Origin of the sequence: Streptomyces sp. NPDC001502 (genome assembly GCF_042894785.1) — a bacterium.
In the GTDB taxonomy this organism is placed as follows: Bacteria; Actinomycetota; Actinomycetes; order Streptomycetales; family Streptomycetaceae; genus Streptomyces; species Streptomyces kutzneri.
In genome coordinates, this window is sequence record NZ_JBIAVW010000004.1 from 95803 (window position 1) to 110615 (window position 14813).

A 14813-nucleotide genomic window follows, 5' to 3' on the forward strand; every position below is an offset into this window, starting at 1 on the left:
GGGCGCGAACGTATTTCGTGCGATGCGTCAGCAGGACGCACTCTCGGCCGGTCGGATCAGGATGCGCTGGCCGACGGCTGCGGCCTGCTGCACGATCCGGTTGACGGAGGCCGCGTCCACGACGGTGCTGTCCACGGCGGACCCGTCGACGTCGTCCAGGCGCAGAATCTCGAAGCGCATGGGGCTTCTCCCTTCGTCAGTGTTTCTCCTTGCACTGGTTCAACGAAGTGTAGGCCGCAATCATTCCCTACGCTAAGGAAATTTTTTCACTGGCTAACTACACGCCGGTGCAGGAGTCCCAGAACGCGGCCAGCTCGCGCGCCGTCGTGGCCGGGTCCTCGGCGTTCGGGGAGTGATCCGTCCCCGGCACGATCACCCGCCGTGCGCCCAGGCGCCGGGCCGTCTCGTCCAGCAGCGGCACCGGCCAGGCCTGGTCCACGGCCCCGGACAGGACCAGCTTCGGCAGGTCGACGCGGCTCAGCTCCGCCACCCGGTCCGGCTCGCAGATCAGCGTCCGGCCGGTGACGATCAGCTGCTCGGGGACGGTGGCCAGCCACCGCTCGCGCAGGAAGTGCGCGAGCTCCGGGGAGTCGGCGGCCGCGTCCTCGGGATCGTGGGCCCGCATCGCCGCCCAGATCCCGGGCATGTCGTCGCCCATCGCCTCCAGCGCGGCGACCAGCAGCTTCGTCCGGGCCTGCTGGTCCTCGGAGATCGCGCCCGGCCCGCTGCTCATCAGGGTGAGGGAGGCGAAGAGCGCGGGGTCGCGCAGCACGGCGGCGCGGGAGATCAGCCCGCCGAGCGAATGGCCGACCAGGTGCACGCGGTCCTCGCCCAGCGCGCGGACCTGCGCGAGGACGTCCCGCGCCAGCTCCTCCAGGGCGTACGGGGCCTCCTCGCGCGGGCCCGGGGTCTCGTGCTGGCCGCGGCCGTCCACGGCGACGACCCGGTACCCGGCGGCCGCCAGCGGCTCCAGCAGGCCGACGAAGTCCTCCTTGCTGCCCGTGAAGCCCGGGACCAGCAGGGCGGTGCCGCGTACGGGCTCACCGGCCTCGTGCACGGCGAAGGAGCCGCGCTCGGTGGTGAGGAGGTACGCGCGGGCGGCGGAGGGCAGCGTGAGACGCGGAGGCTTGCTCATGGCCCGAGGTTACCGGCCCGTACGGTGCCCGGCACGGCCCGGGCAGGCCGATGGCCCCGGCCCCCTCGGAAGGGGATCGGGGCCATCGGCGGGGTGCTGCGCAAGGCTTACGCCTCCGGCGCGGCCACGGCCTTGCGGGTGCGGGTGCGCTTCGGCTTGACCGGGGCCTCCTCGGCCACGGCGGCGGCCTCGGCGGCGACCGGGGCGGCCTCCGCGACCTTGCGGGTACGGGTGCGCTTCGGCTTGACCGGAGCCTCCTCCGCCACCGCGACGGCCTCGGCGGCGACCGGAGCGGCCTCCGCGACCTTGCGGGTACGGGTCCGCTTCGGCTTGACCGGGGCCTCCTCGGCGGGAGCCTCGGCGACCGGGGTCACTGCGGCGACCGGGGTCACCGCGGCGGCCGGGGCGGCCTTGCGGGTGGTGCGCCGGGCCCGGACGGGCTCGACCAGCGGCGCCATCTGGAAGTCCGGCTCCGGCTCGGCCGCGACGACCTTGCGGGTACGGACGCGCTTCGGCCTGGCCGGAGCCTCCTCGGCGACCGGGGTCACCAGGGCGGCCGGAGCGGCGGCGACCGGAGCCTCGACGGCCGGAGCCTCGACGGCCGGAGCCTCGACGACCGGCGCGGCCACGGGGGCCTGGACCGGTACCGCGGCCACACGGGTGCGGCGGCGGCGCGGACGGCGCGGCTCGTCGGCGGCCGGGGCCGCGGGGGCCTCGGGAGCCTGGGCCGGGGTCACCGCGGCGGTGGCCTCGGCGCCCTCGGCGAGCTCCGTCCCGCCCCGGGTACGGCGGCGCTGGCGCGGCGTACGGGTACGGGCCGGACGCTCCTCGGTCACCACGGCGGCGGCCGCCGGACCGGAGCGGCCGCCACGGCCACCGCGGCCGCCGGTCTCGCCCAGGTCCTCCAGGTTCTCGGCCTTCAGGCCGGCCCGCGTGCGCTCGGCGCGCGGCAGGATGCCCTTGGTGCCGGCCGGGATGTTCAGCTGCTCGAACAGGTGCGGGGACGTGGAGTACGTCTCGACCGGCTCGTGGAAGTCCAGCTCCAGCGCCTTGTTGATCAGCTGCCAGCGCGGGATGTCGTCCCAGTCGACCAGGGTGACGGCGATGCCCTTGTTGCCCGCGCGGCCGGTGCGGCCCACACGGTGCAGGAAGGTCTTCTCGTCCTCCGGCGTCTGGTAGTTGATGACGTGGGTCACACCCTCGACATCGATGCCGCGCGCGGCGACGTCGGTGCACACCAGCACGTCGACCTTGCCGTTGCGGAACGCGCGCAGCGCCTGCTCGCGCGCACCCTGGCCCAGGTCGCCGTGGACGGCGCCGGACGCGAAGCCGCGCTTCTCCAGCTGCTCGGCGATGTCGGCCGCCGTGCGCTTGGTACGGCAGAAGATCATGGCCAGGCCGCGGCCCTCGGCCTGCAGGATGCGGGAGACGAGCTCCGGCTTGTCCATGTTGTGCGCACGGAAGACGTGCTGCGTGATGTTGGCGACGGTCGCGCCCTCGCCGTCCTCGGAGACGGCGCGGATGTGGGTCGGCTGCGTCATGTAGCGGCGGGCCAGGCCGATGACCGCGCCCGGCATGGTCGCCGAGAACAGCATCGTCTGACGCTTCGCGGGCAGGTACGCCATGATCTTCTCGACGTCGGGCAGGAAGCCCAGGTCGAGCATCTCGTCGGCCTCGTCCAGGACGAGGGCCTTGACGCGTGAGAGGTCGAGCTTCTTCTGCCCGGCCAGGTCGAGCAGGCGGCCCGGGGTGCCGACGATCACGTCGACGCCCTTCTTGAGCGCCTCGACCTGGGGCTCGTACGCGCGACCGCCGTATATGGCGAGGACGCGGACGTTGCGGACCTTGCCCGCGGTCAGGAGGTCGTTGGTGACCTGGGTGCACAGCTCGCGGGTCGGAACCACCACGAGGGCCTGCGGGGCGTCGGTCAGCTGCGCGGGGGTGGCGCGGCCGGCCTCGACGTCCGCGGGGACGACGACCCGCTCCAGCAGGGGAAGGCCGAAACCGAGCGTCTTGCCGGTTCCGGTCTTGGCCTGGCCGATGACGTCCGTGCCGGAAAGGGCGACGGGGAGGGTCATCTCCTGGATCGGGAAGGGGGACACGATGCCGACGGCCTCAAGGGCCTCGGCCGTCTCGGGGAAAATCCCGAGGTCTCGGAACGTAGTCAGGGTGCTGCCTCTTCTGTGAGACGCGGCGCGAGGCGGCGAGGGGGGTCGTACCGTGCCGTGCTTGCAGTACTGCTACGTACGAAGCTGCGCGGGACCACTAGCCTTCGCTCAGGCGCATCTGCCGCTGAGGGGGCCCCTCGTGGCTGGCGGTACGCATGAACGTACGCGCCGCACCGAGGGCGGTCGGTTGGAGCCGATCGGGCCACCGACCGGGCATCCTCATTCGGATGGCCCGCCGAGTATTCGGCAGGCGCATTACCACTGTACCCCGGAATCGCGCAGGTGTGTCGGGTGAATTCACCGGGTAGGCGCGTTTAGCTGGACAGGGAAGCAACCGCCGTGGTGACTTGAAGGGCCATTCGGCGGGCTATTGTGCGGAGCATGCCGACCGTAGAAAACGCCTCGCCCGCCGACGACAGCGCCCCCACCGAAGCCGTGGGCATCGCCTCCCAGGACTGGGCCGCCGCCTCTGCCTCGCCGCAGTACCGGGCCGCCGTCGTGGACCTGCTCGGCGCGCTCGCCTACGGAGAGCTCGCGGCCTTCGAGCGCCTGGCGGAGGACGCGAAGCTCGCGCCCACCCTGGACGACAAGGCCGAGCTCGCCGCGATGGCCTCCGCCGAGTTCCACCACTTCGAGCGGCTGCGGGACCGGCTCGCGGCGATCGAGGTCGAGCCGACCGCCGCCATGGAGCCCTTCGCGAAGGGCGTCGACGACTTCCACCGTCAGACCGCGCCGTCGGACTGGCTGGAGGGCCTGGTCAAGGCCTACGTCGGCGACTCCATCGCCAGTGACTTCTACCGTGAGGTCGCCTCCCACCTGGACACCGACACCCGTGCCCTCGTGCTCGGCGTGCTCGACGACACCGGCCACGGCAACTTCGCCGTCGAGAAGGTCCGCGCGGCGATCGAGGCGGACCCGCGCTGCGGCGGCCGGCTCGCGCTGTGGGCCCGCCGGCTGATGGGCGAGGCCCTCTCGCAGGCCCAGCGCGTGGTCGCGGAGCGCGACGCGCTCTCGACCATGCTGGTCGGCGGCGTCGACGGAATGGCGGCCGGCTTCGACCTGGCGGCCGTCGGCGAGATGTTCACCCGCATCACCAAGGCGCACACCAAGCGGATGGCGGCCCTCGGCCTCGCCGCCTGACCGCACGGCGGCCGCACGGCAGCCGCGAGGCGGCAGCCAGGCTCCCTACCGCTCCACGTACGTCGGCCCCGGCGCGCACACCGCGCGCCGGGGCCGACGTACGTGGTTCAGTGGTTCAGAGGTCAGGACTCAGGGGTCGGGGTCAGCCCCGCGACGGGAGCGAAAACGGAGTCCTGTGGGACGGCCTGCGGGGCCCTGAGGCCGGACGGAGCAGCAGGGACAGGACCACGGCCGACACCAGCACCGCACCGATGAGCGTCGCGGTCAGCGTGTTGTGCCCGGGCCCCAGCGCGAAGTGCGTGAGATACGCCCCGAACAGCGCCCCGAGCACCCCGCTGACCAGGACCACTGTGCGGGAAGGCAACCGGCGCGTGAGCACCCGGGCGGCTGTCGCGGACAAGGCGAGGCCCAGGAGTGCGGAGCCGAGCACTTCCATCAGCAGCATGAGGTCTCTCCCATACGTCAGGGCAAACCGGGTCACTGCGGTCCTACCCGAAGCGGAAGAAACAGAAACGGCCCGGTGGGATCAACCACCGGGCCGTTTCCAACAGTTCTCAGAGCGCGCCGAAACCGACCTTGCGCACGCTCGGCTCACCCAGGTCGACATACGACAGGCGGTCGGACGGCACCAGGACCTTGCGGCCCTTGTTGTCGGTGAGGCTCAGCAGCGGCGCGGTGCCGGACAGAGCGGCGGTGACGATGCTCTCCAGCTCCTCGGCGCTCAGGTCGCTCTCCAGCACGATCTCCCGGGGTGCGTGCTGCACGCCGATCTTGACCTCCACGGCTTTGTCCCTCCGACGATCCGGTTCGCGCGATCAGCCGCGCCGTACGCGGTCCACATTAGCCCGGTGAGGGGACGCGGACCGCGCAGAGCGGACACGCTCGCAGCGAACAGCGGCCGGCAAGAGCCCGCGCAGGCCCGTCCCTCAGGACTCCGTGCCGTGCAGCGGGAAGCCGGCGATACCGCGCCAGGCGAGCGAGGTGAGCAGGCCGACCGCCGTGTCGCGGGCGACCGGGCTCTCGCTGGAGAGCCAGTAGCGGGCCACGACCTGCGAGACCCCGCCCAGGCCCACGGCCAGCAGCATCGACTCGTCCTTCGACAGGCCGGTGTCCTCGGCGATGACGTCGGAGATGGCCTCGGCGCACTGCATCGAGACGCGGTCGACGCGCTCGCGCACCGCCGGCTCGTTCGTCAGGTCGGACTCGAAGACCAGCCGGAAGGCGCCGCCCTCCTCCTCCACGTACGCGAAGTAGGCGTCCATCGTGGCCGCCACGCGCAGCTTGTTGTCCGTCGTCGACGCGAGTGCGGTACGCACGGCCAGCAGCAGGGCCTCGCAGTGCTGGTCCAGCAGGGCCAGGTACAGGTCGAGCTTGCCGGGGAAGTGCTGGTACAGCACCGGCTTGCTCACGCCGGCCCGCTCGGCGATGTCGTCCATGGCCGCCGCGTGATACCCCTGCGCGACGAAAACCTCCTGGGCCGCGCCCAGCAGCTGGTTGCGCCGGGCTCGGCGCGGCAGTCGCGTGCCCCGCGGACGCGCTGCCTCGGTCTGCTCGATGGCTGTCACGCCGCCTCCCACTTTCTCTAAGAACACAGTGCGCTCTGCGCCGCGCCGCCATCGTACTTTTCGGTAACCGAATCTGGAGGGTTCAAGCCGAGTTTTCTCGCGGTACGGACGGCCCGGAGGCGCTGGTCAGCGGTTTGATCAGCGGTTTGGTCGGTGCTCGGTCGGCTGCGGGTCAGCGGTAGTCGTCCTCGTCCAGCGGCACCACCCGCGCCTGCTCGACGGCATCGCCGTCCGTGACCCCGTCCCCCGAGCGCTCGGTGATCGGGTCGTCCTCGTCCGGCCGGAGATCGGCCAGCTGCTCCGCCACATCCGCCTCGGGCGCCTCAGGATCGAGGGATTCCGGAAACTGCTCCCGGAAGGTGTCCGGCTCCGCAGGGTCGACAGTCATGCCGCTCCCCTCGCTTCCTTGTGCTCACTTACGAGCCTAGGAGGATCGCGGATGCACCGCTATACGGATCCGGCCCGTGTCTGTGACGGCGAACACAAGAAGAGGAACGTGATCGTCTCGTAACATTGCCCGCATGTCTTCGACCGAGCTGCCGGGCGTATGGTCCACCGCCGAGCTGTCCTCCCAGACGGGAGCCGCTCGGGTGGCCGAAGGGGAGCAGCTGCGCACCGCCGTGCTGCCCGGCCTGGAACTGGCCGTCCGGGTCCGCCCGCCCCTGCGCACCGGGCTGCCACCCGCCCTGTTCGTGCACGGACTCGGCGGTTCCTCGCAGAACTGGTCGGAGCTGATGGCGCAGCTGGCCGACACCGTCGACGGCGAGGCCCTCGACCTGCCGGGCTTCGGCTGGTCCCCACCACCCGCCGACCGGGACTACTCCGTCACCGCCTTCGCCCGCGCCGTCATCCGGCACCTCGACGCCGCCGGGCGCGGCCCGGTCCACCTGGTCGGGAACTCCCTCGGCGGAGCCGTCTCCACCCGCGTCGCGGCCGTCCGGCCCGACCTGGTGCGCACCCTGACCCTGGTCTCGCCCGCCCTGCCCGAACTGCGGGTGCAGAAGTCGGCCGTGCCGACCGCGCTGCTCGCCGTGCCCGGGGTCGCCGCGCTCTTCAACCGGCTGACGCAGGGGCTCACCGCCGAGCAGCGCACCCGCGGGGTGACGGAGCTCTGTTACGGAGACCCCTCCCGGGTGACACCCGAGGGATTCCGCAACGCCGTGGAGGAAATGGAGCGGCGGATGGCCCTGCCGTACTTCTGGGAGGCGATGACGCGCTCCTCGCGCGGCATCGTCGACGCCTACACCCTCGGCGGCCAGCACGGACTGTGGCGGCAGGCGCAGCGGGTTCTCGCGCCCTCGCTGCTGGTCTACGGTGGCCGGGACCAACTGGTCTCGTACCGTATGGCGCACAGGGCGGCCGCGGCCTTCCGCGGTTCGCGGCTGCTGTGCATGCCCGAGGCAGGACACGTGGCGATGATGGAGTACCCCGAGGCGGTGGCCGCCGCGTTCCGGGAGCTGCTGAGCGACACCGGAACGGGCGAGGGTGACCGATATACCGAAGACGGCAGAGGCTGAGGACCGTGGGACGACATAGCCGCAAGGGCCCTGCCCCGGCTCCGGCTCCGGCCGCCGCTCCGGCACCCGTCCGGCCGCAGCCGGAGCCCCTGCCGTACGAGGAACCGCCCGCCGCGTCCTGGCCCGAACCGACCGTCACCCACCAGGGATACGTGTCCCAGGACCGGTCCTTCGACGACGCGCGGACCGGGAGCCACCCCCAGCAGTACGAGTCCGGCGGCGCCTGGGGGGCCCGCCCCGACTCCGTGTACGGGGACTGGCACGGGGTGCGGCGGCCGTACCACGACGCCGCCACCGCGCCGGCGCCCGCCGCCCTGCTGGACTGCGACACCCCGGCCTTCGGCACGCCCGCGGTCGGCTTCCCGCAGGTCACCCTGGTGCCGCCGGCCGCTTTCGACTTCGGTCCCGACGCCGGTCCCGCCCCCGACCCCGTCACCTCCACCGGCTCGCACCGCCTGGTGCCCGGGCCGCGCAAACCGGTCGACCCGGTCGGTCCCGCCGGTCCCGTGGATCCGGCCGATCCGGTGGATTGCGCCCCGGAGCCGCCCGGTTCCGGCAGCGGCCTGAAGGTCCGTACGTACACCGGCTTGGCCGCCGTGGCCGTCACCACCGTCCTCGCCGTCGTCGTCGCCGGCCAGGTCACCTCCGACGGGGACGGCGCCAAGACGGGCGCGGCGGCCGCCTCTGACGGCAGCCGGACCGACGCGGCGGCCTCCCGCTCGGACGGCCGCGCGACGCCTCCGGCGGCGGCCGCGCCCGCGGCGCCGTCCGCCGCCGCGCCCGCGCCGGAGCTGACCTACGAACAGAAGATGGCCCAGCAGCTGCCGATCGACCCGAAACTCGCCGGACCCGGGACCTTCGACACCGTGCCCGGGGTGGCCAAGGCCCCCGGCAAGGGCAAGCTCGTGCGCTACCGGGTCGACGTCGAGCAGGGCCTCGGCATGGACCCGCAGCTCTTCGCCGAGGCCGTCCACCGCACCCTCAACGACGACCGCAGCTGGGCCCACAAGGGCGAGAAGACCTTCGAGCGGGTACCGGGCGGCGAGGCGGACTTCGTGATCACCCTGGCCAGTCCCGGGACCACCGGGGTCTGGTGCGACAAGTCCGACCTGGACATCACCGTCGACAACGTCTCCTGCGACTCCGCGCGCACCGAGCGGGTGATGATCAACGCGTTCCGCTGGGCGCAGGGCTCCGCGACGTACGGACCGGACCAGATGTTCATCTACCGGCAGATGCTCATCAACCACGAGGTCGGACACCGGCTCGGACACGACCACGTGAACTGCCGCACACCCGGTGCGCTCGCGCCGATCATGCAGCAGCAGACCAAGTCCCTCAACATCAACGGCATCGAGTGCAAGCCCAACCCCTGGGTGTTCCCCGGAGGTTGACCGCTGGGCCGGATCCCCGCCCGGCGGCCGGGCGGGGGATCCGCGTTGACAATCCGTCCGATCATCGGCAATCGTTCTCCGCATGTCGCACCACCACACCATGACCGCGAGCGCCGCCATAGAGCTGGCGCTGCTTGGTGTGACCGCGCACAGCGTGGCCGACATCTTCTGTCGCTGACGCCGACCCGCAAGCGCCGCGACCCTTTTCGAGTTCCTTCGCCGCGCCCGGGTGCACGTACGCCCGCAGGCGCGGCTTCCTCATGCTCCGGCACCCCGTCGGTACCGCTGTCGACCGCTGCCCCTCGCGTGGCCCTTCCTCCCTTCCTTCACGCCGAGAGGTCTTCACACCCATGTCTTCCGCCGGACCCGACCGTCATCTCATAGCGCGCCGTGTGGCCGCCGTCACCGTCAGCCTCGTCCTGGCCGGGGGCGCCGTGGCCTGCGGCCCCAAGGACGGTGCGGACAAGGCCGGTTCGGGCGACAAGCCGGGCGCCGCGGGCGCGCCGCAGAACGGCGGCACCCTGACCGTCCTCAACTCCGAGCCGCAGAGCGACTTCGACCCGGCCCGGCTCTACACCTCGGGCGGCGGAAACGTTCCCTCGCTGGTCTTCCGCACGCTGACCACCCGCAACCGCGAGGACGGCGCCGCCGGCGCCAAGGTCGTGCCCGACCTGGCCACCGACACCGGAAAGCCCAACGCCGACGCCACCGAGTGGACGTACACGCTCAAGGACGGGCTGAAGTACGAGGACGGCACCCCGATCACCACCGCCGACATCAAGTACGGCATCGAGCGGTCCTTCGCCGCCGAGCTGTCGGGCGGCGCCCCCTACCTGCGGGACTGGCTGGTCGGCGGGGAGACGTACGAGGGCCCGTACAAGGACGGCGGCAAGGGCCTCGACTCGATCGTCGTGCCCGACCCGAAGACGATCGTCTTCAAACTCCGCAAGCCCGAGGGCGAGTTCCCCTTCGTCGCCACGCAGACGCAGTTCGCACCCGTCCCCAAGGCCAAGGACACCGGGGTCAAGTACGAGGAGCACCCCGTCTCCTCCGGCCCGTACAAGGTCGTCAAGAACGACAACGACGGCGAGCACCTCACCCTGGAGCGCAACGAGCACTGGGACGAGAAGACCGACGAGGAGCGCAAGGCCTACCCGGACAAGATCGACGTCCGCTCCGGTCTCGACGCCGCCGTCATCAACCAGCGCCTGACCACCAGCTCCGGCCCCGACGCCGCCGCCGTCACCACCGACACCAACCTCGGCCCGGCGGAGCTCGCCCAGATCGGCGACAACGAAGAGCTGGCCGCACGCGTCGGCACCGGCCACTTCGGCTACATCAACTACCTGGCCTTCAACCCGAAGGTGGCCCCCTTCGACAACCCGAAGGTGCGCCAGGCCATCTCCCACGCGATCAACCGCACCAGCGTGATCAACGCCGCCGGCGGATCCGCGCTGGCCGAACCGGCCACCACCTTCCTGCCCGAGCGCGAGGCCTTCGGCTTCACCCCGTACGACCACTTCCCGGCGGGCAAGACCGGCGACCCGGCCAAGGCCAAGCAGCTGCTGGCGGAGGCCGGCTTCCCCGACGGAATCACCGTCACCCTGACCCACTCCACCGCGCAGAACCGCCAGACCAGCCCCGAGGTCGCCACCGCCGTGCAGCAGGCCCTCGCCGCCGCCGGGATCACCGTCAAGCTGGAAGGCCTGGAGAACAACGCCTTCAACGAGAAGCGCTGGGACGCCAAGAACACCCCCGGCTTCTTCCTCTCCCGCTGGGGCGCCGACTGGCCCTCCGGCGCCCCCTTCCTCGCGCCGATCTTCGACGGCCGGCAGATCGTGACCAACGGCTCCAACTACAACCACGCCCAGCTGAACGACCCGGCCGTGAACGCCGAGATCGACGAGATCGCCAAGCTGACCGACCTCGCGGCCGCCGGCAAGCGCTGGGGCGCACTCGACAAGAAGATCGGTGAGCAGGCCCTGGACGTGCCGCTCTTCCACCCGGTCTACAAGCGGCTCGTCGGCAAGGACATCAAGAACGTCGTGATCAGCGACTGGACCGGCGTCCTCGACATCTCGCAGGTCTCCGTCAAGTGAGCGTCGCCCTGAAGCAGCCGGCGCCGCAGCAGCCGCTGCCCGCGCCCGGGGCCCTCGCCCCGGGCGCGGGCACCGCGCGCCAGGTCTGGCGGCGCCTGCGCCGCCGGCCCGCGGCCCTCGCGGCCGCCGGAGTCATCGCCCTGCTCGTCCTCCTCGCCCTCGCCGCACCGCTGGTCGCCCAGCTCACCGGCCAGGACCCGAACGCGTACCACGACGACCTCGTGGACTCCGCGCGCGGCGGGGTACCGCTCGGCTCCTTCGGCGGGATCTCCGCCGACCACTGGCTCGGCGTCGAGCCGGGCACCGGCCGCGACCTGCTCACCCGGCTGCTGTACGGGGCGCGGATCTCCCTGCTCGTCGCCCTCGGCGCCGTCGTCGTGCAAACGCTCGTCGGGGTCGGCGTCGGACTCGCCGCCGCGCTCGGCGGCCGGTTCGCGGGCCAGCTCATCGGCCGGTTCACCGACGTGATGATCGCGCTGCCGATGCTGGTGATCGGTATCGCCCTCACCGCCGTCGTCCCGCCCGACTTCCCCCGGCCGCTGCTGCTGATCCTCATCATCGGACTGCTCGACTGGGGCGGCACCGCCCGCATGGTGCGCGCCCAGGCCCTCGCCCTGCGCGGACTCGACTTCGTCGACGCCGCCCGCCTCTCGGGCAGGGGCACGTTCGGCATCGCCCGCCGCGAACTGCTGCCCTCGCTGGCCGCGCCCGTCATCACCTTCGCCGCGATCAAGGTGCCCACCGCCATCGTGGCCGAGGCCTCGCTGTCCTTCCTCGGCGTCGGCGTGAAGCCGCCCACGCCCTCCTGGGGGCAGATGCTCTCCAGTGCGCAGACCTGGTTCCGCGCCGACCCGGCCTACGTCCTGCTCCCCGCCGGGCTGCTCTTCGTCACCGTGCTCGCCTCCACCGTGCTGGGCGACGCCGTCCGCACGGCCCTCGACCCGCGCGAAGGCTCCCGCCTGCGGGTCGGCACCTGAAAGGAGCGCACGGCGTGACCCTCTTCGTGCTCAAACGGACCGGCGGCGCACTGCTCGTGCTGCTCACCCTGTCCGTCGTCGTCTACGCCCTCTTCTACCTCGCCCCCGGCGACCCGGCCCGCCTCGCCTGCGGAGAACGCTGCAACCCGGCGCAGATCGCCCAGGTCCGCGAACAGCTCGGGCTGAACGAATCCGCCCTCACCCAGTACCTGCACTTCCTCCAGGGGCTGCTGGCCGGCCGGGACTACTCCGGCGGCGCCGGGCTGGTCCTGCACTGCGACGCACCCTGCCTGGGATTCTCGTACCAGAACGACCGGCAGGTCACCGGGCTGATCCTGGACCGGCTGCCCGCCACCCTGTCGCTGGCGCTGGGCGCGCTGGTGATCTGGCTGGTGGTCGGCGTCGGCACCGGACTGCTGTCCGCGCTGCGCCGCGGCGGCATCACCGAGCGGGCCCTGACCGTCCTGACCCTCGCCGGGACCGGCACCCCCGTCTTCATCCTGGGGCTGCTGCTGCTCATGACCGTCTGCGCCTACCTCCAGTGGCTGCCGTTCCCGACGTACGTGCCGCTGACCGAGGACCCCGAGCAGTGGGCCTGGAACCTGCTCCTGCCATGGGTGACCCTCGGCTTCTTCGAGAGCGCCAAGTACGCCCGCCTCACGCGCAGTTCGACCCTGGAGACACTCGCCGAGGATCACATCCGGACCTTCCGCGCCTACGGGGTGGGGGAGCGGGCCGTGGTCACGCGGCACGCGGTGCGCGGCGCCGTGGCCCCCGTGATCGCGCTCAGCGCCGTCGACTTCGGCACGATGATCGGCGGCGCGGTGCTCACGGAGTCGCTGTTCGGCATCCCCGGCCTCGGCAAGACCCTCATCGACGGCGTACGGGTCGTGGACCTGCCCGTCGTCGTCGGCGTCGTCCTCACGATCGGCACGGCCGTGGTCCTCGCGGGCGCGATCGCCGACCTGCTGTACGCCGCCGCGGACCGAAGGGTGACCCTCGCATGACGCACTCGCTGGTGGAGGTCAAAGACCTCGTCGTCGACTTCCCGGTCGGCGGGGCGGGGGAGTACGTACGCGCCGTGGACGGGATCTCCTTCACCCTGGAGGCGGGCCACGCCCTCGGCGTCGTGGGCGAGTCCGGCAGCGGCAAGTCCACCGTGGCCGCGGCGCTGCTGGGACTGCACCGCGGTACGGGCGCCCGGCTGGGCGGCACCGTCCGGGTCGGCGGCACGGACGTGGCCGCGGCACCGGCGGCCGAACTGCGCCGGCTGCGCGGCGGGACCGCCGCCATGGTCTTCCAGGACCCGCTGAGCTCCCTGGACCCGTACTACGCCATCGGCGACCAGATCGCCGAGGTCCACCGGATCCACGCGGACGTCTCCCGGCGGGCCGCCCGGGCCCGCGCCGTGGAGGTGCTCGACCGGGTGGGCATCCCGGACGCGGCACGGCGCTCCCGCGCGCGGCCGCACGAGTTCAGCGGCGGCATGCGGCAACGGGCCCTCATCGCCATGGCGTTGGCGTGCGAGCCGCAGCTGCTGATCGCCGACGAGCCGACCACCGCACTGGACGTCACCGTGCAGGCCCAGATCCTCGACCTGCTGCACGGGCTGCGCGAGGAGCGCGGGCTCGGGCTGCTGCTGGTCACCCACGACGTGGGGGTGGCGGCGGAGAGCGTGGACGAGGTGCTGGTCATGCGGGGTGGCTCCGCCGTCGAGCGGGGTCCGGTGGCTTCCGTACTGGCCGCACCGGCGGAGCCGTACACCAAGGCCTTGCTGGCTGCCGTACCGAGGCTGGACGGGCCGCGCCCCGTGCGGGGGGCCGCGGGTGAGCAGGCGCGGCGCCGCTCCCGGGGCTCCGCGCCTCAAACGCCGGCGGGGCTGGATTCGTCCCCGCCCGGGCTGGAATCGGCGGACGTGCCTCCCGTCGTGGAGGCCTTCTCACTGCGGCGGGAGTTCGGGCGGGGACGGCGCAAGGTCGCCGCCGTCGCCGGGGTGTCCCTCGCCGTGCACGCCGGGGAGACCCTGGGGATCGTCGGCGAGAGCGGCTCCGGCAAGAGCACGCTCGGGCGGATGCTCGTCGGACTGCTGGAGCCCGGCTCCGGGCAGGTGCGCCGGGACGGCGCCGAAGTCACCGGCATCGCGAGCGGTGTGCAGATGGTCTTCCAGGACCCGGTGTCCTCCCTCAACCCGCGCCGTTCCGTCGGCGAGTCCATCGCCGATCCGCTGCGCGCGGCCGGGGAGCGGGACGGGGCGGCCGTCCGGGCCCGGGTGGAGGAGCTGCTGCTGCGCGTCGGGCTGGAGGCCGAGCACTACGACCGCTACCCGCACGAGTTCAGCGGCGGCCAGCGCCAGCGGGTGGGCATCGCGCGGGCGCTCGCTCCCCGGCCCCGGCTGATCGTCTGCGACGAACCGGTCTCCGCCCTCGACGTGACCACCCAGGCCCAGGTGACCGCCCTGCTGGCGGAGCTCCAGCGGGAGCTGGGCATCGCGTTGGTCTTCATCGCGCACGACCTGGCGGTGGTCCGGCAGGTCAGCGACCGGGTGGCCGTCATGCGGGCCGGGGAGATCGTCGAGGAGGGTCCGGTGGACGAGGTGTACGACCGCCCGGCCCATCCCTACACCCGGCAGCTGCTGGCCGCCGTACCGGCGCTGGATCCCGCGCTGGCGGCCGGTCGCCGCAGGACGCGGCAGGAGGTCTTCGCGTAGCCGGGTGCCGTCATGCGGGCCGGGGAGCTGTCCGGCCCGGGCCGGTTCCGAGGCTGTACTTCTAGCGTGCTCGAACGCGAACCGTACGGGAAAGTTACGACTCTTCACCCC

Annotated in this window: 15 protein-coding genes; 8 read left to right on the forward strand and 7 right to left on the reverse strand. The window is 72.4% G+C overall.

What is annotated here, in order from left to right; genetic code table 11:
• Window positions 1-27: 27 nt before the first annotated feature.
• The 3 genes from ACFY0D_RS07690 to ACFY0D_RS07700 form a co-directional block, all read right to left on the reverse strand.
• On the reverse strand, window positions 28-180 hold the full coding sequence (locus tag ACFY0D_RS07690; RefSeq protein ID WP_167745535.1) for a hypothetical protein: 153 nt from the start codon (window positions 178-180) through the stop codon (window positions 28-30).
• Between the two features lie 97 nt (window positions 181-277).
• Window positions 278-1135 carry an alpha/beta fold hydrolase gene (locus tag ACFY0D_RS07695; RefSeq protein ID WP_390797492.1) on the reverse strand — a complete coding sequence of 286 codons (858 nt, stop codon included), beginning with the start codon at window positions 1133-1135 and terminating at the stop codon, window positions 278-280.
• 107 nt (window positions 1136-1242) lie between these two features.
• Window positions 1243-3213 (reverse strand): DEAD/DEAH box helicase, encoded by a 1971-nt coding sequence (locus ACFY0D_RS07700; RefSeq protein ID WP_390797493.1) that lies wholly within the window; start codon window positions 3211-3213, stop codon window positions 1243-1245.
• Between the two features lie 471 nt (window positions 3214-3684).
• On the opposite strand from ACFY0D_RS07700, the gene ACFY0D_RS07705 reads away from it, so the two are divergent.
• Entirely contained in the window at window positions 3685-4443 is a 759-nt protein-coding gene (locus ACFY0D_RS07705) for a ferritin-like fold-containing protein (protein WP_390797494.1), read from the forward strand.
• A gap of 142 nt (window positions 4444-4585) precedes the next feature.
• On the opposite strand, the gene ACFY0D_RS07710 is transcribed toward ACFY0D_RS07705, so the two are convergent.
• From ACFY0D_RS07710 to ACFY0D_RS07725, 4 genes are all read right to left on the reverse strand, one after another.
• Window positions 4586-4888: a hypothetical protein gene (locus tag ACFY0D_RS07710; protein ID WP_314243722.1), complete on the reverse strand. Its 303-nt coding sequence runs from the start codon at window positions 4886-4888 to the stop codon at window positions 4586-4588.
• 109 nt (window positions 4889-4997) lie between these two features.
• A complete protein-coding gene (locus ACFY0D_RS07715) occupies window positions 4998-5225 on the reverse strand; it encodes a DUF3107 domain-containing protein (protein WP_030011334.1) in 228 nt (75 codons plus the stop codon).
• A gap of 144 nt (window positions 5226-5369) precedes the next feature.
• Window positions 5370-6008, reverse strand: a complete 639-nt coding sequence (locus tag ACFY0D_RS07720) for a TetR/AcrR family transcriptional regulator (protein WP_390797495.1) — start codon at window positions 6006-6008, stop codon at window positions 5370-5372.
• A gap of 172 nt (window positions 6009-6180) precedes the next feature.
• Window positions 6181-6396, reverse strand: a complete 216-nt coding sequence (locus ACFY0D_RS07725) for a hypothetical protein (protein WP_390797496.1) — start codon at window positions 6394-6396, stop codon at window positions 6181-6183.
• Between the two features lie 133 nt (window positions 6397-6529).
• Between ACFY0D_RS07725 and ACFY0D_RS07730 the strand changes: the two genes are divergently transcribed.
• The 7 genes from ACFY0D_RS07730 (at window position 6530) to ACFY0D_RS07760 (ending at window position 14702) form a co-directional block, all read left to right on the forward strand.
• The gene (locus ACFY0D_RS07730) at window positions 6530-7525 is read left to right on the forward strand and encodes an alpha/beta fold hydrolase (RefSeq protein ID WP_390797497.1); all 996 of its coding nucleotides are present in this window, start codon (window positions 6530-6532) and stop codon (window positions 7523-7525) included.
• Window positions 7526-7530: 5 nt separating this feature from the next.
• Window positions 7531-8919 carry a DUF3152 domain-containing protein gene (locus ACFY0D_RS07735; protein WP_390797498.1) on the forward strand — a complete coding sequence of 463 codons (1389 nt, stop codon included), beginning with the start codon at window positions 7531-7533 and terminating at the stop codon, window positions 8917-8919.
• Window positions 8920-9001: 82 nt separating this feature from the next.
• Complete coding sequence (locus ACFY0D_RS07740) at window positions 9002-9097, forward strand: Ms4533A family Cys-rich leader peptide (protein WP_314243733.1); 96 nt, start codon at window positions 9002-9004, stop codon at window positions 9095-9097.
• A 172-nt stretch (window positions 9098-9269) separates the two neighbouring features.
• On the forward strand, window positions 9270-11018 hold the full coding sequence (locus ACFY0D_RS07745; RefSeq protein WP_390797499.1) for an ABC transporter substrate-binding protein: 1749 nt from the start codon (window positions 9270-9272) through the stop codon (window positions 11016-11018).
• Window positions 11015-11995 carry an ABC transporter permease gene (locus ACFY0D_RS07750; protein WP_390797500.1) on the forward strand — a complete coding sequence of 327 codons (981 nt, stop codon included), beginning with the start codon at window positions 11015-11017 and terminating at the stop codon, window positions 11993-11995. The genes ACFY0D_RS07745 and ACFY0D_RS07750 overlap by 4 nt, the downstream gene beginning before the upstream one ends.
• Window positions 11996-12009: 14 nt before the next feature.
• Window positions 12010-13002, forward strand: coding sequence for an ABC transporter permease (locus tag ACFY0D_RS07755; RefSeq protein ID WP_390797501.1), 993 nt, complete (start codon window positions 12010-12012; stop codon window positions 13000-13002).
• Complete coding sequence (locus ACFY0D_RS07760) at window positions 12999-14702, forward strand: dipeptide ABC transporter ATP-binding protein (protein ID WP_390797502.1); 1704 nt, start codon at window positions 12999-13001, stop codon at window positions 14700-14702. Before ACFY0D_RS07755 ends, ACFY0D_RS07760 begins: the two co-directional genes overlap by 4 nt.
• Window positions 14703-14813: the final 111 nt, after the last annotated feature.